General features: G+C 70.1%; 17 protein-coding genes. 7 read left to right on the top strand and 10 right to left on the bottom strand.

The features are described 5' to 3' along the window. Nucleotides 1–27 precede the first annotated feature (27 nt). Nucleotides 28–255, bottom strand: a complete 228-nt coding sequence (locus SRB17_RS46790; RefSeq protein WP_416237106.1) for an MbtH family protein — start codon at nt 253–255, stop codon at nt 28–30. Between the two features lie 103 nt (nt 256–358). Between SRB17_RS46790 and SRB17_RS31830 the strand changes: the two genes are divergently transcribed. The 4 genes from SRB17_RS31830 (at nt 359) to SRB17_RS48215 (ending at nt 6,341) form a co-directional block, all read left to right on the top strand. Continuing rightward, nucleotides 359–1,102, top strand: coding sequence for an ABC transporter ATP-binding protein (locus tag SRB17_RS31830; RefSeq protein WP_153543647.1), 744 nt, complete (start codon nt 359–361; stop codon nt 1,100–1,102). Then, the gene (locus tag SRB17_RS31825; RefSeq protein ID WP_153543646.1) at nt 1,096–3,645 is read left to right on the top strand and encodes an FtsX-like permease family protein; all 2,550 of its coding nucleotides are present in this window, start codon (nt 1,096–1,098) and stop codon (nt 3,643–3,645) included. The genes SRB17_RS31830 and SRB17_RS31825 overlap by 7 nt, the downstream gene beginning before the upstream one ends. Before the next feature lie 767 nt (nt 3,646–4,412). Continuing rightward, nucleotides 4,413–6,029 (top strand): MFS transporter, encoded by a 1,617-nt coding sequence (locus SRB17_RS31820; RefSeq protein ID WP_194294207.1) that lies wholly within the window; start codon nt 4,413–4,415, stop codon nt 6,027–6,029. A 171-nt stretch (nt 6,030–6,200) separates the two neighbouring features. Next, nucleotides 6,201–6,341, top strand: a complete 141-nt coding sequence (locus SRB17_RS48215; RefSeq protein ID WP_194294228.1) for a hypothetical protein — start codon at nt 6,201–6,203, stop codon at nt 6,339–6,341. A gap of 384 nt (nt 6,342–6,725) precedes the next feature. Here the strand turns inward: SRB17_RS48215 and SRB17_RS31810 are convergent, their stop codons facing one another. The 3 genes from SRB17_RS31810 to SRB17_RS31800 all read right to left on the bottom strand — a co-directional run bounded on the left by SRB17_RS31810 (nt 6,726) and on the right by SRB17_RS31800 (nt 9,075). Next, nucleotides 6,726–7,631 carry an ADP-ribosylglycohydrolase family protein gene (locus tag SRB17_RS31810; RefSeq protein WP_153543644.1) on the bottom strand — a complete coding sequence of 302 codons (906 nt, stop codon included), beginning with the start codon at nt 7,629–7,631 and terminating at the stop codon, nt 6,726–6,728. Continuing rightward, nucleotides 7,621–8,304 (bottom strand): histidine phosphatase family protein, encoded by a 684-nt coding sequence (locus SRB17_RS31805; RefSeq protein WP_153543643.1) that lies wholly within the window; start codon nt 8,302–8,304, stop codon nt 7,621–7,623. The genes SRB17_RS31810 and SRB17_RS31805 overlap by 11 nt, the downstream gene beginning before the upstream one ends. A 165-nt stretch (nt 8,305–8,469) precedes the next feature. Beyond that, entirely contained in the window at nt 8,470–9,075 is a 606-nt protein-coding gene (locus SRB17_RS31800) for a YdbC family protein (RefSeq protein ID WP_323376530.1), read from the bottom strand. 154 nt (nt 9,076–9,229) lie between these two features. Between SRB17_RS31800 and SRB17_RS31795 the strand changes: the two genes are divergently transcribed. Next, the gene (locus tag SRB17_RS31795; RefSeq protein WP_323376529.1) at nt 9,230–9,763 is read left to right on the top strand and encodes a TerD family protein; all 534 of its coding nucleotides are present in this window, start codon (nt 9,230–9,232) and stop codon (nt 9,761–9,763) included. 233 nt (nt 9,764–9,996) lie between these two features. Here the strand turns inward: SRB17_RS31795 and SRB17_RS31790 are convergent, their stop codons facing one another. After that, entirely contained in the window at nt 9,997–12,891 is a 2,895-nt protein-coding gene (locus SRB17_RS31790) for a vitamin B12-dependent ribonucleotide reductase (protein WP_153543641.1), read from the bottom strand. A 164-nt stretch (nt 12,892–13,055) separates the two neighbouring features. Next, on the bottom strand, nt 13,056–13,607 hold the full coding sequence (gene nrdR, locus SRB17_RS31785; protein ID WP_153543640.1) for a transcriptional regulator NrdR: 552 nt from the start codon (nt 13,605–13,607) through the stop codon (nt 13,056–13,058). A gap of 565 nt (nt 13,608–14,172) precedes the next feature. Between nrdR and lexA the strand changes: the two genes are divergently transcribed. Continuing rightward, on the top strand, nt 14,173–14,952 hold the full coding sequence (lexA, locus tag SRB17_RS31780) for a transcriptional repressor LexA (RefSeq protein ID WP_023546157.1): 780 nt from the start codon (nt 14,173–14,175) through the stop codon (nt 14,950–14,952). 155 nt (nt 14,953–15,107) lie between these two features. Here the strand turns inward: lexA and SRB17_RS31775 are convergent, their stop codons facing one another. The 4 genes from SRB17_RS31775 to SRB17_RS31760 form a co-directional block, all read right to left on the bottom strand. Beyond that, the gene (locus SRB17_RS31775; protein WP_153543639.1) at nt 15,108–17,099 is read right to left on the bottom strand and encodes an ATP-dependent DNA helicase; all 1,992 of its coding nucleotides are present in this window, start codon (nt 17,097–17,099) and stop codon (nt 15,108–15,110) included. A 169-nt stretch (nt 17,100–17,268) separates the two neighbouring features. Then, nucleotides 17,269–18,111 (bottom strand): GNAT family N-acetyltransferase, encoded by an 843-nt coding sequence (locus tag SRB17_RS31770; RefSeq protein WP_153543638.1) that lies wholly within the window; start codon nt 18,109–18,111, stop codon nt 17,269–17,271. 68 nt (nt 18,112–18,179) lie between these two features. Then, nucleotides 18,180–20,135, bottom strand: coding sequence for an IucA/IucC family protein (locus SRB17_RS31765; RefSeq protein ID WP_153543637.1), 1,956 nt, complete (start codon nt 20,133–20,135; stop codon nt 18,180–18,182). Nucleotides 20,136–20,426: 291 nt separating this feature from the next. Next, entirely contained in the window at nt 20,427–21,851 is a 1,425-nt protein-coding gene (locus SRB17_RS31760; RefSeq protein WP_153543636.1) for a diaminobutyrate--2-oxoglutarate transaminase family protein, read from the bottom strand. A 585-nt stretch (nt 21,852–22,436) separates the two neighbouring features. On the opposite strand from SRB17_RS31760, the gene SRB17_RS31755 reads away from it, so the two are divergent. Then, on the top strand, nt 22,437–23,660 hold the full coding sequence (locus tag SRB17_RS31755; RefSeq protein ID WP_153543635.1) for a trypsin-like serine peptidase: 1,224 nt from the start codon (nt 22,437–22,439) through the stop codon (nt 23,658–23,660). Nucleotides 23,661–23,764 lie beyond the last annotated feature (104 nt).

Raw genomic sequence — 23,764 nt, 5'->3', positions numbered from 1 at the left:
GGCTTCCCGGGCCGTCGGTGGGTGCCGTCAGGCGGTCTGGGCCATGCGCTCGCGCAGGCTCTCGGGACGCATGTCGGTCCACACGTCGCCGATCCGGGCCAGGCACTCCTCCTTCGTGCCGGAGGTGCCCTCCTGGTGCCAGCCGGCGGGCAGCGCGCGGTCCGCGCACCAGATCGAGTACTGCTCTTGATATGCCGTGAGTCTCGGGACGCCCGCTATAGGTGCTCTATACGTCGTGGGCGCACGGTGGGGCACGCAGGCTGCTCCCCGCCTCACCCCGGGGGTATGGCCAGCACCACCCCCAGAACTGAACCGCAGTTCATTCCCCCCTGCATGACCCGGAAGGTCTACTTGCGCGATGGCCGTCACAGAATTCGCTGTCGAACTCCGCTCCGTATCGAAGACCTACCGTTCCGGTCCCGAGCCCGTCGTCGGACTGGACCGGGTGAGTCTCGGTTTTCCCTTCGGCACCTTCACGGCCATCATGGGCCCGTCCGGGTCCGGTAAGTCCACGCTGCTGAGGTCCGCCGCCGGCCTCGAGGGCATGGACAGCGGACAGGTTCTCGTCGATGGCACCGAACTCGGCGGCCTCAAGGACAAGGAGCTGACCCTGCTCCGGCGGGAGAAGATCGGTTTCGTCTTCCAGTCCTTCAACCTGCTCCCCTCGCTGACGGCCGCGCAGAACGTGGCGCTCCCCGTGAAGCTCGCCGGCCGCCGCCCGAGCCGCTCCGAGGTGCTGGCCGCGCTCTCCTCCGTAGGCCTCGCCGACCGGGCCGGGCACCCCCCCGGCGAGCTGTCCGGCGGCCAGCAGCAGCGGGTCGCCATCGCCCGCGCCCTGATCAGCCGCCCCGCCGTGGTCCTCGCCGACGAGCCGACCGGTGCCCTCGACACCAAGAGCGGCCGCGAGGTCCTGACGCTGCTGCGCGGCCTCGCCGACGACGCCGGGCGCGCGGTCGTGATGGTCACCCACGACCCGGTCGCCGCCGCCCGCGCCGACCGCGTCGTCTTCCTCACCGACGGCCGCCTCGCCGGCGAGCTGGACCGGCCGACGGCCGAGGGCGTCGCCGCCCGCATGACGAGCCTGGAGGCCGTCGCATGCTGACCGTCGCCCTGTCCACCCTGCGCGTGCGCTGGGTCTCCTTCGCCGGCACCTTCGTCGCCCTCGCCTTCGGTGTCGGTCTCATGGCCACCGCGATCCCGGTGATCGCCGCGACCGGCGGCGTCGCCACCCCCGCCCAGCACCGGTACGCCAAAGCACCGGTGGTCGTCGTACCGAACACCACCATCGACGTCGTCAACGACTCCGGGCAGGTCGAGTCCACCGCGATCGCCCAGCAGCCCGGCCTCCCGGCCGCCGTCGTCAAGGCGGTCGGCGCGACCGGCAAGGTCATCGCCGACCACAGCTTCTACGACCAGCTCGCCACCGGCGCCAAGGACCAGGCGGGCCGGGGCTGGTCGATCGCGGCGGCCGGCGGCTACCGGCTGACGGCCGGTCACGCCCCGGCCCGTGACGGCGAGGTGATCGTCGGCGGCGGTGCCCGCTCCCTGATCGGCCGCACGTTGCCGCTGACCACGTCCACCGGTCCCATGACGGTCACCGTCACCGGTGTCACCGCCAAGGTCCCCTTCGAGGACGCGGTGTTCTTCACCGACGCGCAGGCCGCCCGCCTCTCCCCCGCCGTCGACGCGCTCGCCGCGTACGGCTCGCCCGCCGAGATACGGCAGGCCGTCAAGGACGGCTTCGGCGGCACCTCCCACGCCCTCGTCCTCACCGGCGACGCCCGTCTGACCGCCGACCCGCACCATGCCGAACTCCTCGCCCTGATGGACAGCGTGGACACCCCGCTCGGGCTGGCCGCCGGCGTCGCCGGATTCGTCGCCGTGTTCGTCGTCGCCGGCACCTTCGCCCTGTCCATCGCCCAGCGCCGCCGCGAACTGGCCCTGCTCCGCCTGGTCGGCTCCACCCGCCGCCAGCTGCGCACCCTGATCTACTTCGAGGCCGTCATGGTCGGCGTGCTCGCCTCCACCGCGGGCTGTGCGATGGGCCTGGCCGGGGTCCCGCTGTGCCGTGCCTGGCTGATCGACCACCACATCGTCACCGCCGACTTCGCGGTCCCGGTCACCTCGTGGGCGCTGCTCGCCGCCGCCGGTATCGGCATGGTCACCGCCCTCATCGGGGTGCTGGTGTCGTCCCACCGGGCCGGCCGGGTCAACCCCGGGGAGGCGCTGCAGGAGGCGTCGGTGGAGCGCAGGCCGCGCGGCGGGCACATCTTCCGCTGGATGGCGGGCGGTCTCGCGCTGGCCGCCGGGATCGTCGCGGTCACCGGTACGGCCGCCGTGCAACCGGAGGCCGGTGCCAACGCGGCCGCCTCCGCCTCCCTCGTCCTGGTGATCGTCGGCGCCTGCGCCACCCTCGCCGGAGTGCTGGCCGCCCCGCTGATCCGGCTCTTCACCGCCCTGCCCGGCCTCCTCGCCGCCCGCCGCGACCGGGACGCCGCCGACGCGGGCGGCGCGGTGTGGACGACGGCCCGGCAGAGCGCCCTGACCGCGTTCCGCCGCACCTCGGCCACCACCACCCCCGTGGTGATCATCGTGAGCCTGGCGGGCTGCCTGCTCGGCACCATCGGCACCATCAACGCCGCCCAGGTCAGCGGGGTACGCCAGCAGCTGTCCCGGACGGACTACGTCATCCAGCCCGCCGGCACCCCCGGCCTGAGCCGTACCGTGGTCCAGCGCGTCCGCTCCGTCACCGGCATCACCCCGCTGGTGACGACTCCGACCACGGTCTTCGCGTCCCGCCCGCTGAAGCCCGCCCTGGCCCGGCACGCGGCCGCCGTCGACTCCACCGCCCTCGGCACCGTCGCCGACCTCCGCGTGTCCTCCGGCTCCCTCAGCCACCTCGGCCCGGACTCCATCGTCGTCAGCGACATCTGGCCCGGCTCCCCGAAGACCGGGCAGCGCATCAAGGTGTGGCTGGCCGACGGCACCCGGAAGAACCTGAAGGTCGCCGCCGTACTCGCCGCCGGGAACACCGACGTGCGGGCGTACGTCGACTCCTCCTACGGTGGTACGACGACCCTGGCCAGCCGGATCGACGTACGGCTCGCGCCGGGTGCCGACCGGGCCAAGACGGTCGCGGCACTGCGCACCGCCGTGCACGGGCTGGGCGCCCGGGTCACCACCGCCGAGCAGGTCGCCGCGGCCGCCACCGACGCCAACGAGGAGAGCTCCCGCAACGGCATCCTCATGATCCTCGGCCTGTCGATCCTGTACGCCGTGATCGCCCTCGCCAACACGCTGGTCATGACCATCAGCGACCGCAGGCGCGAACTGGCCATGCTGCGGCTCGCCGGCGCCACCACCGGCCAGGTGCTGGGGGCCGTGGCGGTGGAGACCCTGATGTGCGTGGGCGCGGGAGCCGTGCTCGGCGCGCTGGGCTCGGCCATCAGCGTCACCGGGTCCTGGGCGGCCTTACGTCAACTGGTGGGGCCCACACCGGCGGTGGTGCCGTGGTCGACGATCGGTGAGCTGGTCGCGGTGTGCGCGGCGGCGGCCCTGGTCGCGGCGGTGGCGCCCGCGCTGATGGCGCTGCGGCGGGGGGCCGGGCGGAACATCCTCGCGGACATCAGCGGGGAGGCGGGCTGAGCAGCACTTCCTCCGTATAGACCCTCATCCAGGTGGTGCGCATCCCCCGTGGCGCACGCCGCGCGTCGGCCCCGGAGCCAACCGGCTTTCGGGGCCGATGTGTTCGTCCAGCGATATGGCCGTATAGAGCGCTTATAGCGGCCGCTCGCAGACTCCAGGCATCTGACAGTTGCGAGCGTGCGGGAGACCGCCTCGCGACCACACGCCCGGAAAACCCTTCTCCGCGACCCACCTGGGCGGAACCACGGCCAGGTTCGCACACCAACAGCCTCACATGATCGGGGGATCGGCATGTACGTCGGACTACGGCCAGCAGTTGACGTCTCCCGACCTGCTGACCGTCGCCAACAACAGTGCGGAGCACGACCTCCCGGTAACTCCCCGCCGGAACCGGGCCCGTGGAAGGCATCACCCAGGGTCGGAGGTCTGCTCCATCACGCGCGGGGCTCTCAACCGCCGGGCCCGTACCCGGCGAAGGCGGCACCACCCGTGCCCGCCCCTCAACCGCCACCTTCGCACAAATCCGCGGGTCAGCACCGTGTACACGCTCAGCCATGTTTTGTGGCTCCGGCCAGGGACTCGAACCTGCGGCCAACACTACGAGGGCGCCGCCACGCCGACAGACAACCTTCCCGATCCCTGTTACACGGCAGCACAGCCCCACCACCTCACGTCTTCCCCCGGGCACGCCAACCCGCTCGACCCGCGGCACTTGTTCTGGATCAACTCCCGTACAGGCCACTTGTGTTCACACGGGCCGACTGGCTATGGTCCCGATTAGTGAACGGATACGTTCACTACTTCGCCTCTGGGGGACATATCCTGTGACGCACGATCAGATCCAGACCCAGTCACCCGTGCCCACCCCGCCGGGTCCGGCCAAGCGCTCGCCACACCCGGGCATCGCGCTCGCGGTCATCGCCGCATGCCAGCTGATGGTGGTACTCGATGCCACCATCGTCAACATCGCCCTGCCCCACATCCAGACCGCGCTGAACTTCTCCACGACCAACCTGACGTGGGTGGTCAGCGCCTACACCCTCACCTTCGGCGGTCTGCTGCTGCTCGGCGGGCGGGCCGGTGACATCCTGGGGCGCCGCAGGGTCTTCATCACCGGCATCCTGCTGTTCACCTTCGCCTCGCTGCTCGGCGGACTCGCCCAGGAACCCTGGCAGCTGCTGGCCGCACGGGTACTGCAGGGCATGGGTGGCGCAATCGCGTCGCCGACCTCGCTCGCGCTCATCACCACCACGTTTCCCGAAGGCCCGGAGCGCAACCGGGCGTTCGGCATCTTCGCGGCCGTCTCCGCGGGCGGCGGCGCCATCGGACTCCTGGCCGGCGGGCTGCTCACCGACTGGCTCGACTGGCGCTGGGTACTCTTCGTCAACGTCCCCATCGGCATCCTCATCGCCGCGCTCGCGCCGCGTTACATCAACGAGTCCGAACGCCACCCTGGCCGCTTCGACCTCACCGGCGCGCTCACCTCGACGCTCGGCATGGTCGCGCTGGTCTACGGGTTCATCAGGGCGGCGTCCGACGGCTGGCGTGACTCGCTCACGCTCGGTGCCTTCGGCGCGGCCGTGGTGCTGCTGGCCGCCTTCATGCTCGTCGAGTCTCGCGCCAAGGAACCGATCACTCCCCTGCGGATGTTCGCCAACCGCAACCGCTCCGGCACCTACGTGATCATGATCAGCCTCGCCGCGGCGATGTTCGGCATGTTCTTCTACATCGTGCTCTTCGTGCAGAACGTGCTGGGCTACTCCCCGATCCGCGCCGGTCTCGCCTTCCTGCCCGTCACCGTGGTCATCGCGGTGGGCGCTGGGATATCGCAGCGGCTGCTGCCGGTGCTCGGCCCCAAGCCGTTCCTGATGACCGGCACCACCCTCGTCGCCATCGGCCTGGCCTGGCAGTCCCTGATCGACTCGGGCAGCTCCTACGTCAGCGGAGTACTCGGCCCGATGCTGGTCTTCGGCTTCGGCATGGGACTCAACTTCGTCACGGTCACCGTGACCGCCGTCTCCGGCGTCGCCCCTCACGAAGCGGGCGCCGCCTCCGCACTGCTCAACACAACGCAGCAGGTGGGCGGTTCACTCGGCCTGTCCATCCTGACCACTGTCTTCGGCTCGGCCAACCGCGACGAAGCAACCAAGCAGGTCGCTTCGTTCATGGCCCAGGCCACACCCGAGCAGAAAGCCGCGTTCGCCAAGTCTCATCAACTGCCCGCCCCATGGAGCCACGAGGTACTCGCCCACGGCATCTCGACCGCGTTCATACCGGCCGCCGCCATGGCCGTCCTCGCGTTCGCCGTCGCCACGGTCGTCATACGTGTCCGCAAGAGCGACCTGGAAGCCCTCAGCGGCACGGGCAGCCCCCAGGCCGCGTAACCCTCGTGCGTCCCCCGATCACGGCGCCCGTGACCGATCGTCCTGCCTACGCGGGTTCGTCGGCCCACGGGCGCCCCGCGACGCCGCTGTCCCGGCCGTTCCCGGGGTCACACCATCGCCCCCAGCCGAAACTTGATAACGCGCGTTGGAACGCCACTCGACGCGACGATTGTGAACATCGCGCTCCCGCACATTCAAGACGCACTCAAGTTCAGCACCACCGATCTGACGTGGGTGGTCAGCGCCTACACGCTCACCTTCAAGAGCGATCTCGACTCCCTCGCCGGCGTGTCGGGCCCGGGCATCGGCTGACCCGGGCCGAGCCACGCGAAGCCGTGGCCGGCCGGACCGCCGCCCGGGAACGGACGGCGCACACGACGGTCCGGCCGGCCGCACGCCGGTCATCAGCGCCCGCATGAGAACCAGGACGGGAACCACCACCAACATCATGCAGGCCGCCATCTCCACGCCCCCTCCGACCGTCCCTCTCCGCCTGTCCGTCGACCTGCCGCCGCACGCCACGGCATACGAGCGACACAAGAGGAACGGGCGGTGGTCACGGAGAGTTCCCAGCGCGCACGGAGAGTTCCCAGCGCGCACGGAGAGTTCCGAGAACACTGGTCCGGGAGTGAAAGGCTTCGGCGAGGGCCGTGAGATCACGACCGATGACCGCCGCGGCCACGGCCGTCGGACCGGTCAGAGCCCGGTCGGCACCCAGCCCGGCAGCGCTTCGGAGCGTTCCACCCACGCGGCGGGCGGTGTCCCCGCCTTGCCGGAGGCGAGCACGCCGCCCACGATCGCGCAGGTCGTGTCCACATCTCCGCCGACCCCGGCCGTCGTCCAGAAGGCCGCCTCGAAGTCACCCAGGCTGCGCGCGGCCGACCAGAGGGCGAAGGGAACGGTGTCGTGGGCGGTCGTACGGCGTCCGCAGCCCAGTACCGCCGCGACGGTGCCCGCGTCGCCGTAGTCGAGCATGTCCCGGGCGCGCCGGAGTCCCTGGCCGACGGCGCTCTTCGGCACCAGGGCGACCACGCCGTCGAGGAGCGCCTCGGGGCTGGGCGGGCCGTCCGGCGAGCCGGCCAGCGCCGCGGCGGCGGCCACGGCCATGGCGCCGACGACGGCCTCACGGTGCTGATGGGTGGGGTAGGCCGAGATCTCCGCCTGGTGGGTGGCCTGCTCCGGATCGTCCGCGTACCAGGCGCCGAGGGGTGCGATCCGCATCGCCGCTCCGTTGCCCCACGACCCCCGTCCGTTGAACAGTGCGGCGGCCAGCTCACGCCAGTCCTGGCCCTCCCGGACGAGTCTGAGCAGCCGGTTGACCGCGGGGCCGTAGCCCCGGTCGAAGTCGTGGTGCTCGGCGAAGGAGCGGGCCAGCGCGTCCTGGTCGATGCGCCGGTGGGCGGCGAGGACGGCGACCACGGAGCAGGCCATCTCGGTGTCGTCCGTCCACTGCCAGGGCCCCGCGGGCAGCTCGCGTCGCTTCAGGAGGGGGTAGTTCGCGGGAACGAAGTACTGGGAGCCCAAGGCGTCCCCCACGGCCAGCCCGCGCAGGCTCGCCAGGGCGCGCTCCAGGCGCCCGGAGGAAGAGGAGTCAGCGGTCATCGCTCTGCCACTCTATCCGTTCACCCCAGTACGGCACCGGTTCCCGCCAGCGCTCGAAGGGCCGGTCGAGCGTGTACTTGCCGTCCTCCCCCAGAACGAGCATCCGCATCTCGGCGTTCCCGGGGTTCGACAGTGACTCGAATTCCGCGACCGTCCAGTGGAACCAGCGCATGCAGAACAGTCGCATCGCGAGACCGTGTGTCACCAGGAGGACGTTCGGCGGGTGGTCAGGGGCCTCGAAGCTGCGGAAGAGGCTCTCCAGGAAGCCGCCGACCCGGTCGTACACGTCGGCGCCGGACTCGCCCTGCGGGAACCGGAAGAAGAAGTGGCCGTACGCGTCGCGGTAGGCCTTCTGCAGGCGCACGTCGTCGCAGTCCTGCCAGTTGCCCCAGTCCTGTTCGCGCAGCCTCGGCTCCTCGCGGATCCGTATGAGGTCGGGGTCGAGGTGGAAGGCGCGGAGTGTCTCGTGCGTCCGGCGGTAGGGGGAGACGTACACGCTCACGCGTTCCCGGCCGAAGAGCTCCCGGAGCTCCTTGCCGGTCTCCTCCGCCTGCCGTCGGCCGCGTTCGGTCAGCGCAAGCGCGTGGTCGGGCTCGCGTTCGTACACGGAGTCGTCGACGTTGCCCGTTGACTCGCCGTGCCGGACAAGGACGATGCGCCGTGGTCGTGCCATGCCAGAACCCTAGATCGAGCGAGGGAGAGTCGAGCACCCGTACGGGCTCCATACGGCGTAGGTCACACGAATCCCGTCTCTGGGGCCGTTCCCGGACACGCTGAGCCGCACTCTCAGGCAGTGAGTCTGTTATTCAAACATATGTCGAAACGCACGACGGTGATGTCAGACCGTCCAGGACGGCTCCAGCTCCACGATGTCACCGGAGAGGGCCGCGACGTCGGCCTCGGTCTGAGCACGCAGCGCGAGACGTTCCACGCGCTCGGTGCGGTACTTGCCGTGCTCGGCCGCCGACCGCCACATCGACAGGACCAAGAACTCCTGCTCTGGCGCCTCGGCGAACATGCCGCGGATCATGCCGGGCGAACCGGCCATCGCCGGGTTCCAGACCTTCTCCTGCATGAGCGTGAAGTGCTCGACGCGCTCCTCGTGGATCTGGCACAGGGCCACACGGATCAGATCGGCGTCGGTGAACCGCGGCTCGAAGCCCGTCTTCACATCGAAGCGGTACTCGAACAGCTTGACCTGCGCATCCTTGAACGTGCCCGCCTGGGCGGACGCCAGGCGGTCGTGCGAGCGGGCCATGAAGGAGTCGTAGAAGGCACGGCTCTCCCAGAAGGCGAAGATGTGCGCCACCCCCGGCCGCCGCCGGCTCCAGCCCCCACCCTGCCCCCGGAAACCCGGCTCCCCCAGAAGCCCCGCCCATTTCCGCTGCCCCCGCTCGAAGCCGCGGCGGTCCACCACGGTGCAGCGAATCCACTTGACCAGCACCGCGCCATCGTAAGGCCACCTGGCGTGGCGTCGGTCACGCTCGGGCCGAGATCGCCCGCGCGTGCGCACCCGCGCGCGTGGCACGATGGACAAGGAGCTCTGCCTTCAGGCGAGTTGGGGTGTGAAGCAACCGATCGGGGGAAGGGGAAGCCTGGTGACCGGCTTCAGCAAGGGAATCCGCAAGGTCGAGGTCGGGCTCAAGTGGGACCCCAGTCCTGCGGGCCAACCGCCCACCGACCTCGACATCGTCGCGGCCACGTTCGTGTCGGACGACCCGTACGGGACCCCGGCCTATCTGGTGCACTTCGACAGCCGCTCACCGGACGGAACGATCTTCCTCAACCGGGACAGCACGGACGGCAGGGGCTTCGGCTGGGACGAGGTCATGACGCTGGAACTGGACCGGCTCGACGACCGGTACGCGCGCGTGGTGGTCGGTGCCGTCATCCAACAGCGGTACGGGCACAAGACGTTCGTCAATGTGCTGAATCCGGCCATGCGCATCCGGGTGGACCGCTACACCGTGCTCGCCCAGGACGACTTCGGCTCGGTCCTCGGGGCGACGGCGGCCACGATCGCGGAATTCGTCCGTGACGACTCCGGCGAGTGGGTCTTCCGCCCCGGCGTGCACGGCTTCGAGGAGGACCCGGCGACCTTCACCCGGGTCATGGGCAGGGCCCAGCAATAGCGGTAAGGGGCGCCGGCCATAGCCGACACCCCTTACTTCACGTCAGAAACGCCGCGTCCCACCGGCGGAGGGCACGTGTTCGCGGGCGTGCGCCATGCCTCGGGACCCGGACGTTCCGCCGACCGCGGTTGCGTCGGACCCATCAGGCCGACGCTCCGAACGCCGAAGGCGGGAGCCCGGGTGCCCGGGCCCCCGCCCTGACCAGGTGCATCACACCTGACCGGCACGCACCATCAGCTGCAGCCGCTGGTCGAGCCGCAGCCCTCGCAGATGTAGCAGGAACCGGCCCGCTGCATCTTCGTGCCGCAGGAGAAGCACAGCGGGGCGTCGGCCTGGATGCCCAGCTGCATCTCCACCAGCTCGGCGCTGGTGTGGGCCTGCTTCGGGGCGGGCTTGGCCGCCTCGGACTCGGACTTCGGCGCGGCGACGGCCTTCAGCTCCTGGGCGCGCGGCGCCGACTGGGCCAGGCCCTCGACGTCGACCTCGTCCTCCGACGGCTCGTAGGAACCGGTCTCCAGGTGCCGCTGACGCTCCTCTGCGGAGTGGATGCCGAGCGCCGAGCGGGTCTCGAAGGGCAGGAAGTCCAGCGCCAGGCGGCGGAAGATGTAGTCGACGATCGACTGCGCCATCCGCACGTCCGGATCGTCCGTCATGCCGGCCGGCTCGAAGCGCATGTTGGTGAACTTCGAGACGTACGTCTCCAGCGGCACGCCGTACTGGAGGCCGACGGAAACCGCGATGGAGAAGGCGTCCATCATGCCCGCGAGGGTCGAGCCCTGCTTGGACATCTTCAGGAAGACCTCACCGAGACCGTCGTCGGGGTAGGAGTTGGCGGTCATGTAGCCCTCGGCGCCACCGACCGTGAAGGACGTGGTGATCCCCGGGCGGCCCTTGGGGAGGCGCTTGCGGACCGGGCGGTACTCGACGACCTTCTCGACCGTCTCGCGGATGGTCGCCTCGGCCTTCTCCGTGACCTCGGCCTTCTCCTTCTCCTTGGTCTTGGCGGAGAGGGGCTGGCCCACCTTGCAGTTGTCGCGGTAGATCGCGAGCGCCTTGACGCCCAGCTTCCAGGCCTCGAAGTAGATCTCCTCGACCTCCTCGACGGTCGCCGTCTCCGGCATGTTGACCGTCTTGGAGATGGCGCCGGAGATCCACGGCTGGATCGCGGCCATCATGCGGACGTGGCCCATCGGGGAGATGGCGCGCTCGCCCATGGCGCAGTCGAACACCTCGTAGTGCTCGTGCTTGAGGCTGGGGGCGTCGATCACGTTGCCGTGCTCGGCGATGTGGGCGACGACCGCCTCGATCTGCTCCTCCTGGTAGCCCAGGCGGCGCAGGGCCTGCGGGACGGTGCCGTTGACGATCTGCATCGAGCCGCCGCCGACCAGCTTCTTGAACTTCACGAGCGCCAGGTCGGGCTCGACACCGGTGGTGTCGCAGGACATCGCGAGGCCGATGGTGCCGGTCGGGGCGAGGACGGACGCCTGGGAGTTACGGAAACCGTTCTTCTCGCCGAGACGGACGACGTCCTGCCAGGCCTCCGTGGCAGCGGCCCACACCGGGGTGTCCAGGTCGTCCATGCGGACGGCCTTGCCGTTGGCGTCGGCGTGCTGCTTCATGACGCGCTTGTGGGCGTCGGCGTTGCGGGCGTAGCCGTCGTAGGTGCCGACGACCGCGGCCAGCTCGGCGGAGCGGCGGTAGGCCGTACCCGTCATCAGGGAGGTGATGGCGCCGGCGAGGGCGCGGCCGCCGTCGGAGTCGTAGGCGTGGCCGGTGGCCATCAGCAGGGCGCCGAGGTTGGCGTAGCCGATGCCGAGCTGGCGGAACGCGCGCGTGTTCTCACCGATCTTCTGGGTCGGGAAGTCCGCGAAGCAGATCGAGATGTCCATCGCGGTGATGACCAGCTCGACGACCTTCTGGAAGCGCTCGGTCTGGAAGGACTGGTTGCCCTTGCCGTCGTCCTTCAGGAACTTCATCAGGTTCAGCGAGGCCAGGTTGCAGGACGTGTTGTCCAGGTGCATGTACTCGCTGCACGGGTTCGACGCGGTGATCCGGCCGGACTCGGGGCAGGTGTGCCAGTTGTTGATGGTGTCGTCGTACTGGATGCCCGGGTCGGCGCAGGCCCAGGCGGCCTCGGCGATCTTGCGGAACAGCCCCTTGGCGTCGACCTCCTCGATGACCTCACCGGTCATCCGGGCGCGCAGACCGAACCGGCCGCCGTCCTCGACCGCCGTCATGAACTCGTCGTTCACACGGACCGAGTTGTTGGCGTTCTGGTACTGGACGGAGGTGATGTCGTCGCCGCCCAGGTCCATGTCGAAGCCCGCGTCGCGCAGGACGCGGATCTTCTCCTCCTCCTTGACCTTGGTCTCGATGAAGTCCTCGATGTCGGGGTGGTCGACGTCGAGCACGACCATCTTGGCGGCGCGACGGGTGGCACCACCGGACTTGATGGTGCCGGCGGAGGCGTCGGCGCCGCGCATGAAGGAGACGGGACCGGAGGCGTTGCCGCCGGAGGACAGCAGCTCCTTGGAGGAGCGGATGCGGGAGAGGTTCAGGCCGGCACCGGAGCCGCCCTTGAAGATCATGCCCTCTTCCTTGTACCAGTCGAGGATCGACTCCATGGAGTCGTCGACGGACAGGATGAAGCAGGCGGACACCTGCTGGGGCTGCGGGGTGCCCACGTTGAACCAGACGGGGCTGTTGAAGCTGAAGATCTGGTGCAGGAGGGCGTAGGCCAGCTCGTGCTCGAAGATCTCGGCGTCGGCGGGCGAGGCGAAGTACTTGTGGTCCTCGCCGGCCTTCCGGTACGTCTTCACGATGCGGTCGATCAGCTGCTTGAGGCTGGTCTCGCGCTGCGGGGTGCCGACGGCACCGCGGAAGTACTTGCTGGTGACGATGTTGACCGCGTTCACCGACCAGAAGTCGGGGAACTCGACGCCACGCTGCTCGAAATTGACCGAGCCGTCGCGCCAGTTGGTCATGACGACGTCACGGCTCACCCACTCCACCTCGTCGTACGGGTGTACGCCGGGGGTGGTGTGGATGCGCTCGATGTGCAGCCCCTTGGTGGCCTTGGCGCCCTTGGCTCGGGAACCTCGTGCCGGACCACTCGCCGTCTCTGTCATGCCGCCTCCCTGTACGGGCAAAAACGCCCTGAAGTGCCCCGTTTGTTCCCGTGGCACGGTGTTCTGTCTTGTGTTGCGGGCATCCTCAGCTGCCACCCGCAACAGGTCTTCGGTCGCCGCCTGGCGGCCGGAACCCGGCTCTCCTCCGGATCACGGCCCGCCGGTCAGTCGGCGGCGTGGGCGGGTACGGGGACCTGAGTGGTCCCGCCGGGCCCGCGGTCGTCTTCCTGGCTCCCCGCTCCCGCGTCTTCCTCGTCCGCGGCGGGGTCTCGCGGCGCCTCCCTCAGCTCCGCGATGGCGGCCTCGAAGTCTTCGAGCGAGTCGAACGCCCGGTAGACGGAGGCGAATCGCAGATAGGCGACGAGGTCGAGCTCCTGCAACGGGCCGAGTATGGCCAGCCCCACGTCGTGGGTGGTCAGCTCGGCGCTTCCGGTGGCCCGCACCGCCTCCTCGACCCGCTGGCCGAGCTGGGCGAGTGCGTCCTCGGTGACAGGCCGTCCCTGGCACGCCTTGCGCACGCCGTTGATGACCTTGGTACGGCTGAAAGGCTCGGTGACCCCGGACCGCTTGATCACCATGAGCGAGCACGTCTCCACGGTCGTGAAACGACGGGAGCAGTCGGGGCACTGGCGGCGCCTGCGGATCGACGTGCCGTCGTCGGTCGTACGACTGTCGACCACACGGCTGTCGGGGTGCCTGCAGAAGGGGCAGTGCATGATCTCCAACCCTCCTCACAGCAGACTCAAAAACCTCACTGGGCCACACGGGCCCCGCGAAGCAGCCCTAAGCATAGGCGATCGCAGAGCCGTCTCAGACCCGGGGGACCACAACTTCTGGGCCGCTGTAGCCATCCAACCACTAGATGTGGGGATTGGCTCATACATCGAGGCCAACTCGCGTGTCGCGAGGAACGAAAGCAGACGCCCGGCCTGCAGACGACCCGCAGAGACACGCGGACGCAGAGCCGTATCGCTGTGGGGCTTACGGAGATACCGTGGGCGCCGCACGGAGGACGCGTGGGACTCCGGCGCAGAAGGGACCCGGAGCCCGGACGAGCAGGTTCCGGATGGCAGACTGGGGCGGCGGCCCACAAGGTCGGCAATCCCGGCGGTGAACAGTACAACAATGGGCGCTTTTGCCCACCAGGTGGCGCGTCAGCAATACACCCAGACACATGATCGCGTCAGGTGAACCGCACTTTTTCACTCGAACGTGTGTTTGGCGCAACCTTTCGAAAGCAACTACCGTTGTCCAGCAGGGAGACCATCGAGAGGGGCCGACGTGACCACCACCGCAGACAGTGCCACCATCACCGCCCAGGACCGCTCCCAGGGACGAGTCGAGCCGGTACACGTGATGAACGAAGCCACGAATCCCGAGGGACACAAGCGCTCCCTGCCGGGCCGACCTCCAGGTATCCGGGCGGACAGCTCCGGACTGACCGACCGGCAGCGCCGCGTGATCGAAGTCATCCGGGACTCCGTGCAGCGGCGCGGCTACCCGCCGTCGATGCGGGAGATCGGCCAGGCCGTCGGCCTCTCGAGCACCTCCTCGGTCGCGCACCAGCTGATGGCGCTGGAGCGCAAGGGCTTCCTGCGCCGCGACCCACACCGCCCGCGCGCGTACGAGGTACGAGGCTCGGACCAGGCCGTGAGCGTGCAGCCCACGGACACCGCCGGCAAGCCCGCCGCGTCGTACGTCCCGCTGGTCGGCCGTATCGCCGCCGGCGGCCCGATCCTCGCGGAGGAATCCGTCGAGGACGTGTTCCCTCTCCCCCGCCAGCTCGTCGGCGACGGTGAACTGTTCGTCCTCAAGGTCGTCGGCGACTCCATGATCGAGGCCGCGATCTGCGACGGCGACTGGGTCACCGTCCGTCGTCAGCCGGTCGCCGAGAACGGCGACATCGTGGCGGCGATGCTCGACGGCGAAGCCACCGTCAAGCGCTTCAAGCGCGAGGACGGCCATGTCTGGCTCCTCCCGCACAACGCGGCCTACGAACCGATCCCCGGCGACGACGCGACCATTCTGGGCAAGGTCGTCGCGGTGCTGCGGCGCGTGTGACGCCTGCGGCGGGCGGGCTACGGCCGGCTCGCTCCCTGACCGGGCCCCGGAACCTCTGCGCCGGTTCCGGGGTCCTGCTGTGTCCAGGGGGGCGCTCACCAGGCTTTTCGCATCGCGGGGTAGCCTGACCGCCGGCCGGTCAGGCTACCCCGCGATCACTTCACCTCGGCCTGCTCTGCTTCCGCCGCCTTCGCCGCCGCGTCGATCGCCGCGAGCGACTTGCGGACCTGGTTACGGTCCGTGGTGTACCAGAAGTCCGGCAGTGATGCCTTGAGATAGCCGCCGTACCGTGCCGTGGCCAGCCGCTGGTCCAGTACGGCCACCACGCCCCGGTCCCCCGACGCACGGACGAGCCGGCCGGCACCCTGGGCCATGAGGAGGGCCGCGTGGGTGGCGGCCACCGCCATGAAGCCGTTGCCGCCCGCGTCCTCCACCGCCTTCTGCCGGGCGCTCATCAGCGGATCGTCGGGGCGAGGGAACGGGATCTTGTCCATGACGACCAGCTGGCAGCTCGGGCCCGGGACGTCGACTCCCTGCCACAGGGACAGGGTGCCGAACAGGCAGGTCTTCGGGTCGGCCGCGAAGTTCTTGATCAGTTCGCCGAGGGTCTCCTCGCCCTGGAGCAGGATCGGGAACTCGGGAATCCGGGAACGCAGTTCCTCAGCAGCGAGCTGCGCGGCCCGCATGGACGAGAACAACCCGAGGGTGCGGCCGCCGGCAGCCTGGATGAGTTCGGTCAGCTCGTCGAGCATGTCGGAACGCTCTCCGTCACGCGCGGGGCGGGACAGATGCTTGGCGACATAGAGGATGCCCTGCCTGCGGTAGTCGAAGGGGGAGCCGACGTCGACACCCTTCCACTGCGGCAGGTCCTCGCCCTCCACGCCCTCGGGGCCGAGGCCCAGGGACGCACCGACGCCGTTGAAGTCGCCGCCCAGCTTGAGGGTCGCGGAGGTGAGGACGACGGCGCGGTCGGCGAAGAGTTTCTCCCGGAGCAGGCCCGAGACCGACATGGGAGCGACCCGCAGGGACGCACCGAAGCGGTCGTGCCGCTCGTACCAGACGACGTCCCACTCCGAGCCGTTCACGACCCGCTCCGCCACATCGTGCACCGTCTCCACGGAGGCCAGCGCCTGCTTGCGGACCGCGTCCTCGTCCTGCACCGACTTGTCGCGCGTCGCGCCCATCGCGGAGATGACCGTCCGCGCGGCGTCCCGCAGCGCCATCAGGGCATAGCCGAGGTCTTCCGGGATCTCCTCCAGGCGCCCCGGCAGGGCCAGCTCCATCAGCCGCTCGAAGCCCTCGGCGGCGGTCTGGAGCTGATCGGCGGCCTTTTCGTTCACCAGCCTGGCGGCGCGGCGCACCGCCCGGTTGACCTGACCGGGCGTGAGTTCGCCGGTCGCGACACCGGTGACCCGGGAGACGAGTTCATGGGCCTCGTCCACGATCAGCACCTCGTGCTGCGGCAGCACCGGCGCGCCCTCGATGGCGTCGATGGCGAGCAGCGCGTGGTTCGTGACCACGATCTCGGCGAGCTTGGCACGCTCGCGCGCCATCTCCGCGAAGCACTCGGCGCCGTAGGCGCACTTCGACGCGCCCAGGCACTCCCGCGACGACACCGAGATCTGCGCCCAGGCGCGGTCCGAGACGCCCGGCGTGAGATCATCCCGGTCGCCGGTCTCCGTCTCGTCCGACCAGTCCCGCAGCCGCAGGAGGTCCTGGCCCAGCTTACTGGTGGGCGCTGCGGCCTCGAACTGGTCGAAGAGGCCGTCCTCCTCGTCCTGCGGCATGCCCTCGTGCAGGCGGTGCAGGCAGAGATAGTTCGACCGGCCCTTGAGCATCGCGAACTCCGGGCGGCGGCGCAGCAGGGGGTGCAGGGCCTCGACCGTGCGCGGCAGGTCGCGCTCCACGAGCTGGCGCTGCAGTGCGAGGGTGGCCGTCGCGACGACCACTCTCTCTCCGTGCGCGAGCGCGGGCACGAGATAGCCGAGCGACTTTCCGGTGCCGGTGCCGGCCTGGACCAGCAGGTGGGATCCGTCGTCGATCGCGTCGGCGACCGCTTCGGCCATGGTCACCTGGCCGGGGCGCTCCGTACCGCCGACGGCTGTGACGGCGGCATGCAGGAGTTCGGGGAGTGAGGGCTTCGTCATAGCCCGACCACCCTACGGCCCGGCACTGACACACGGGCGGTCACGGTGGGTAGGGAGGGCGGGATCACGGCCGGGCTCCTGGGGGATACGGGCTTCGAAAATTTCTCGGAACGTGGGAACTTCAGCGCCCCACGCTTCGTACTACGGGTGAACACGCAGTCACACAGCGCTACAGCACATCGCGCAGGACCCGGTCCCGGATCATGAGGGCGGCCCGCTTGCCGGGCAGGTCGACCTCGTCCGCGTACCGGAAGCCGGCGCTCAGAAACGCGGCGACGGAGGGGGTGTTGCGAAGATCGGGTTCCGCCACGACCCGTGCGCACGCGGGGCGCCGGTCGAGGATCAGGTCGGCTACGGCTCGGAGCAGGGCGGATCCCAGCCCCCGCCCTCGATCCGCCGCTCCGCCGACGAGGAGGTGGATCCCGGTGTCATGTGGACGGGCGGGGTAGTGGCGGGCCAGGGGATCCAGGTCTGCCCGGTAGATCTCCCAGTAGCTCACCGGTGTGCCGTCCAGCACGCCGAGACACGGCATGCTGCGCCCATCGCCGTCGAGTTGAGCGCGCAGGTGGTCCTCCGTGCGGTTCCGGGGCCCGGCCAGCTCCCAGAATTCCGCGACGGCGGGGTCGTTCATCCAGCCATGGATGAGAGGCAGGTCTTCATCGATACGGACAGGAACCAGTTGGAAGGAGCCGACGCGCGTGACCACCGGGCCCCAAGTGTGGAGCTGATCCAGGAGGTATGCCGTGCCTCCGGTGAAATGCGCGAGGAACTCGGCGGGCAGATGCAGGTCCAGCGTGTCCTCGCAGTCCCCGTCGTCGTCCTCGATGGCGAACCCGGTGAACGGGCCGCTCCAGGCACCCGTGCTGTCCGCCCGGGGGCCGGCGGTGCTCCCCCACTCTCGGCTTCGCTCGCGCGGGGGCACCCGCACGTGGGCAGGGGCGGCCGCTTCGGCACCGGCTCGCGGACGGTCGGGGCCGGAGCCGGGGCCGGCGTTCGCGTCGGTGGGAGGCATGGTGCGCTCCTCTCAGGAGACGAGGTGGGTCATGCTCCTCGAAAGTGCGGGGAGACGGTTCGAATCGCTCAGGAATGAAGGGGGTTGGCGATGGTGACGTAGACGGACTGGGTGTCGACCGGGCCGACGAGCTCATCGAGGCCGTGCAGCCGGGTCAGCAGATTGGCCTTGCAGCGCAGCACGGGTGAGTCGAGCAGGCGGCGGGGCAGGGAGGTGCGCAGGGCGTCGGGTCCTGCGGCGACGTCGGTGAGGAAGCGGCGGAAGGCCGCGAGGAGGAGCCGTTCGTCGACCAGGCGTTGGGAGCCGAACGCACCGATCAGGCCCAGCACGTTGTTGATGGCGAGGTAATAGACGAAGCGTTCGTCGGTGACGTCGTCGGAGACGAAGGTGTCGGTGCGCGCACCGATGCCGGGCAGCCGGGCATCCAGTTCGGCTCGCCGGGACTCGCGGAAGTAGTAGCCCTGGTTGTCGCGGTAGTAGCCGCCGGCTGGCCAGCCGTCGCCGTCGAGCAGAAGCAGGGTGTTCTGCTGATGGGCTTCGAGGGCGATGCCGGCCTCGCTGTCCAGCCAGAGCACGGGACGGACGACCTGCTCCAGGTAGCGCAGGAACCACTCCGCGGCAACGGCGCCGACGGGCCGCCCGGTGCCTGCGGCGAGCCTCGCCACGAGCTGGGCCAGGCGGGAGCGCATGGGCCAAGCCGCCTGCTGGACGGAGGAGTTGCTTCCGGGTTCGGGAACGGGACGGGGCGAGACGAGTCCGGCGACACAGCCGACGTCGTCGGTCGGGCCGAAAGGGTTGTGCCTGATCACCACGTCGAGTCCGGGCACGGGCCGGCCGTCCGGGTCGTCGACGGCGAGCCAGGCCGGGTCGCGGACGATGTCGAAGCCGGGGTGTACGGCCTGCCATTGCTTGAGCAGGCCGGTGCGCAGCAGTCGGTGCACCTCGACTCCCCGATGCAGTTCCTTGCGCAGGTTCTCCCGGCGGGAGTTGGTGATGCGCAGGCCGAGCGACAGCTTGAGCATCGCCGGGGCACCGGATCGGTGCACCGTGCGCACGGAGGAGGTGGGATGCCAGCAGGTACCGAGGGGACCGAGGTCGCGCAGCAGACCGGAGTCGAGCAGGGCGGCGACGGGTTCGCGATGGCGCAGGTCGCGGGCCTGCCACGGGTGCAGAGGAAGGGCGGCATGGCCGTCGGGCAGAGGGAGGGCGGTTTCGGTGAGGCGCCGGGTGAGGTGGTCGGCGGGTACGGGACGACCGCGCTCGGTCCAGGCCGTGTCGGTTGCGAGGAGAGAGGGGGCGACCGCCATCCAGTGCAGGGGAAAGGAGCCGCGCAGTTCCGGTGAGTAGAGGCGGGCTTCTGCCTCGGTCAGGCCTTCCCTGCTCTTGGGGGTCGGGTGCAGGGGATGTCCGAGGAGGAGGGCCTGCTCGGCGGAGAGGAAGAGGTCGGGGGCGTCGCTGGGGTGCTGACGCCGGTCGCGGATGAAGGTCGCGGTGCGGCGGAGGGAGTCGGCCACCCTGGCCACGAGATCGCCGTCGTCGTGGGGGCCGGCTGCACCTGCGGCCTCGGCACGGGAGGTGCTGCCCGTGTCACCGGCTGTCTCCCGGGCGAGCAGCGCCGCCAGGGTGACGGCGTCGACAGCCGGGGCGGCGTCCGGGGCGCTGGTCAGGCGTGGTGGACCGAAGCGATGCAAGCCGGTCGGCGACCAGTAGCGGACCGGTGCGAGCAGGGAGGTGCCGCTGGCCGGAAGCGGGAGGTGGAGGATGCCGCCGGTGGGGGCGGCGAGGTTGGTCTCGCGTACCCAGCAGCGCAGCAGGTTCTCCACGGCGGCGGCCTGGGCGGCGATGTGCGGATCAGGATGTTCCAGCAGGTCGGCGCCGGGATCGGTCACTCGGGTGAGATCGGCGGTGCGCCTCTTCTGCTGGGGAACCGACTCGGCGATCGGTACGGGAGAGGCCGGGGTGACGGAGTCTCCCTGTTCGTCGGGAGCGCCGGAGCTGCCGTCGGGATTGGGAGTGACGTTCATGACGGCTCCTCGTGGCTGGCTGGAGTGGTGCTGGGCTCGCGCCGTCGCTCGGGCGCCGTTCTCTGATGGTCGATGGCTGCCTCGGCGGCGCCGGCGGTCGGCTCGGCCGCGCCGAAGGCCCGGGCCGACGGGGAGAACGGACGTGGGCGAGAGGGCTGTGGGCGTGTCATGGGCGGCCGTTTCGGCCTGAACAACCTTGGAAGGAGATGCGTTTGGATGAGAGGGGCAAGGGGCCGGAAGGCTGGTGTCGGCTTCGAGGGCCGGGCGGTGTGGGTGCGATCGGTGTGGGCCTCAGCCCGCGCGCCGCCCAGGGCCGTGGTGTCTGCCGTGGTGTGGGCCGTGCAATTCGTGACGGCGGGCGACCGCGGCCACCGCGTCCGACAGCCGGTCCAGAACGGCTGCCGCCTGCTCCTCGCTGATCGTGAGCGGGGGAAGCAGCCGGACCACGGCCGAGTGGCGGCCGCCGAGTTCCACGATCAAGCCACGCTGGAGGCACTCCCGCTGTACCGCCGCGGCGAGTTCGGGCGCGGCCGGATACGGGGTGTGGGTGGGCTCCGGGCTCGTGGTCGCGGGGTGGTGGTCGAGGGGCTCGGATCCGGCGTCCGCCGGGTCCACCAGCTCGACCCCGATCATCAGTCCGCGCCCCCGCACCTCGCCTACGCACGCGAAAGAGTCGGCCAGCTCCCCGAGCTGGTCGAGCATGCGGGAGCCGAGGTCGGCCGCTCGCCGGGCGAGGCCGTTCTCGCGGACATAGGTCAAGGTGGCGGTGCCCGCGGCCATGGCGAGTTGGTTGCCCCGGAAGGTTCCCGCGTGCGCGCCGGGGGGCCAGACGTCGAGATCGTCGCGGTAGACGATCACGGCGAGCGGGAGGCTACCGCCGATCGCCTTGGACAGGACCATCACGTCAGGGGTGACGCCGCTGTGGTCGACGGCCCAGAAGGCGCCCGTCCTGCCCACCCCGGTCTGGATCTCGTCGGCGATCAGCGGGATGGACCGGTCCGCCGTGAGCCGGCGCATACGGCGCAGCCAGTCGTCGGGTCCGGGAATCACCCCGCCCTCGCCCTGGACGGGCTCGAGGATCATCCCGGCGGGCAGGGGCACGCCCGACTTGGGATCGTCGAGGAGGGACTCGGTCCATCGGGCGGAGAGTTCGGCGCCGTGCGCTCCGCCGACGCCGAAGGGACAGCGGTAGTCCTGCGGATAGGGCAGGCGGGCGACCTGGATGTCACGGGCTCCGCCGGAGGCGGCCAGGGCTCCGGCGGTCATGCCGTGGTAGGCGCCGGTGAAGGCGAGGATGCCGGTGCGGCCGGTCGCGGCCCGGACCAGTTTGAGAGCCGCTTCGACGGCATCGGTACCGGCAGGGCCGCAGAACTGGACACGGGCGCGATCGGCGAGTCCGGGCGGCAGGGTGCTGAAAAGCTCGGTGACGAAGGCGTCCTTGACGGGGGTCGCCAGGTCGAGGACGGAGAGGGGAGCACCGGAGTCGAGGACCCTGCGGATGGCTTCCAACACGACCGGATGGTTGTGACCGAGGGCGAGCGTTCCGGCGCCGGAGAGGCAGTCCAGATAGCGGCGGCCGTCGGCGCCCTCGATGGTGAGCCCTCGTGCCCGGACCGGGACGATGGGCAGGGCTCGGGCATAGGTGCGGGCGGAGGATTCACGCGCCGACTGGCGTCTGAGGATCCCCTCGTGCACAGCACGCGCTTCCTCGTGCATGCCTCCAGCCATCGACTCCGTAACGACCACGGCTCGCTGTCCTCCCCGCTGTCCAGAGGCGAGTTGATCCACGGGGACCGGTTACAGGCAGCTGGCCCCCCACCGCTACAACCGTGTGCCGTTCTACGGGTTACGGGTTGGCGCAAGATCATTGCCATGTCGGGAACGACTGCAGCTCGACGCGGTGTCGCGGGACGGCGGCCTGCGGACGGAACACACGGCTCCACGCGGCACGGCCTGGACGACCGGGCAGGCGAGAACGGCTGCCGGACGCCCGCCGGCATAGGTGCCGGACAGCTGCCGGACGGTCGCCTGCGGCAGGCGGCAGGCGGTGCGGCGGCGGGCGAAAGCCCTGGAAGAGCGTAGCGGTGAGGGATCGTCAAATCGGGCGACCCAGGGATGGTTGGCCTGGTCAGACGGCTTGTAGCCGAACCGTTGCCGTTCCGTCGGAAGTCCCCCACAGCGAGCGCATAGTGTGTGATGCCGTTCCTAGACGGTCGTGAGACGGGCGTGAACTCCCCATGAGTTCTCGGCCCGTGGCACGGCCGAAGCGCCGAGTACCTTCACAGCAGGGGGAGTCACAGCATGCGATCCATACGGCCGTCGTCCACTGTTCGGCGAGGGAGGGGCCGCCGCCGCACCTCCCCCGCGCTGGCGGCGGTCGCCCTCGCCTCGGCGCTGGCGCTGACCGCCACCGCCTGCAACGGCGACGACAATGCCGACGGCAAGCCGACCGCCTCGGCGACCGCGGTCGGCGCCGGTGACGGCAAGATCAGGATCCCGGACGACCTCAAGCAGAGGCTCAAGGAGCACGGGATCGACATCGACAAGTGGAAAAACGGCGCCTGGAAGAACTGGAACAGGGACGACTGGCTGCGCGAGGCCAACGACTTCATCAACCCGATCATCAAGGGCCTGTGGGATCCCAACCGGATGCGCCACGCCAACGACCCGAACAAGGGTGTCAACGACAACGACATCTCCGGTGACCAGGGCGTGACCGACCCGACCCCGCAGCCGGTGAAGGCCCAGGCGGTCGCGCCGCCGTACCACACCAACGCAGCGCCGTTCGGCAAGCTGTTCTTCGACTCCCCCGAGGGCCACATGGTGTGCTCGGGCACGGTCGTGGAGGATCCCGCGCATCCGGGCAAGTCCAACCTGGTCTGGACGGCGGGGCACTGTGTGCACGCCGGCAAGAGCGGCGGCTGGTACCGCAACATGGCCTTCGTGCCGTCGTACAACAACTCCGGCAAGTCGGTCGCCCAGCTGCAGAACGCCAGCCGGTCGGAGATCGCCCCGTACGGCGTCTGGTGGGCCGATGCGGCGCGCACCTCACAGCAGTGGATCGACCAGGGCGGCGAGACGGGCGGCAACGGTGCCTCGTACGACTACGCGGTGATCCATGTGACGCCGGAGCAGGGCAACGGCGGCAAGTCGCTGGAGGAGACCGTCGGCGGGGCGCTGCCGGTGAGCTTCGACGCCCCGGCGGTGCCGAAGGTCGACAGCATCACCGCGTCCGGCTATCCGGAGGCGGCGCCGTTCGACGGTCAGCTGCTCTACCAGTGCAAGGACAAGCCGGGCCGGCTGTCCATCGAGCAGTCGGCTCCGACGATGTACCGGATCGGCTGCACGATGACGGCGGGCTCCTCCGGAGGTGGCTGGGTGGAGACCGGTTCCGACGGCAAGCCGGCGCTGGTGTCCAACACGTCGATCGGTCCGGTGACGTCGGGCTGGCTGGCCGGGCCCCGGTTCGGTGACGTGGCCAAGGGTGTGTATCAGGCGGTCAGCAAGAAGTTCGCCGGGCAGTAAGGACGGTTACAGCCGCCCCTGCGCCATAGGGGTTGACTGCGCGTCGGCGGCCGGCGGCCGTCTGTGGCTGGTCGCGCAGTTCCTCGCGCCCCTGACGGGGCGCT

It is taken from the genome of Streptomyces sp. RB17 (assembly GCF_009604455.1).
In the GTDB taxonomy this organism is placed as follows: Bacteria; Actinomycetota; Actinomycetes; order Streptomycetales; family Streptomycetaceae; genus Streptomyces.
The sequence above is the reverse complement of the archived record's forward strand: the minus strand, read 5'-3'. Positions and strand labels throughout refer to the sequence as shown.

Coding starts and splice junctions, on each gene's coding strand:
- SRB17_RS31830 (WP_153543647.1), top strand. CDS start 359: ATGGCCGTCACAGAATTCGCTGTCGAACTCCGCTCCGTATCGAAGACC.
- SRB17_RS31825 (WP_153543646.1), top strand. CDS start 1,096: ATGCTGACCGTCGCCCTGTCCACCCTGCGCGTGCGCTGGGTCTCCTTC.
- SRB17_RS31820 (WP_194294207.1), top strand. CDS start 4,413: ATGGTCCCGATTAGTGAACGGATACGTTCACTACTTCGCCTCTGGGGG.
- SRB17_RS31810 (WP_153543644.1), bottom strand. CDS start 7,631: ATGACCGCTGACTCCTCTTCCTCCGGGCGCCTGGAGCGCGCCCTGGCG.
- SRB17_RS31805 (WP_153543643.1), bottom strand. CDS start 8,304: ATGGCACGACCACGGCGCATCGTCCTTGTCCGGCACGGCGAGTCAACG.
- SRB17_RS31790 (WP_153543641.1), bottom strand. CDS start 12,891: ATGACAGAGACGGCGAGTGGTCCGGCACGAGGTTCCCGAGCCAAGGGC.
- nrdR (WP_153543640.1), bottom strand. CDS start 13,607: ATGCACTGCCCCTTCTGCAGGCACCCCGACAGCCGTGTGGTCGACAGT.
- SRB17_RS31775 (WP_153543639.1), bottom strand. CDS start 17,099: ATGACGAAGCCCTCACTCCCCGAACTCCTGCATGCCGCCGTCACAGCC.
- SRB17_RS31770 (WP_153543638.1), bottom strand. CDS start 18,111: ATGCCTCCCACCGACGCGAACGCCGGCCCCGGCTCCGGCCCCGACCGT.
- SRB17_RS31765 (WP_153543637.1), bottom strand. CDS start 20,135: ATGAACGTCACTCCCAATCCCGACGGCAGCTCCGGCGCTCCCGACGAA.
- SRB17_RS31760 (WP_153543636.1), bottom strand. CDS start 21,851: ATGCACGAGGAAGCGCGTGCTGTGCACGAGGGGATCCTCAGACGCCAG.
- SRB17_RS31755 (WP_153543635.1), top strand. CDS start 22,437: ATGCGATCCATACGGCCGTCGTCCACTGTTCGGCGAGGGAGGGGCCGC.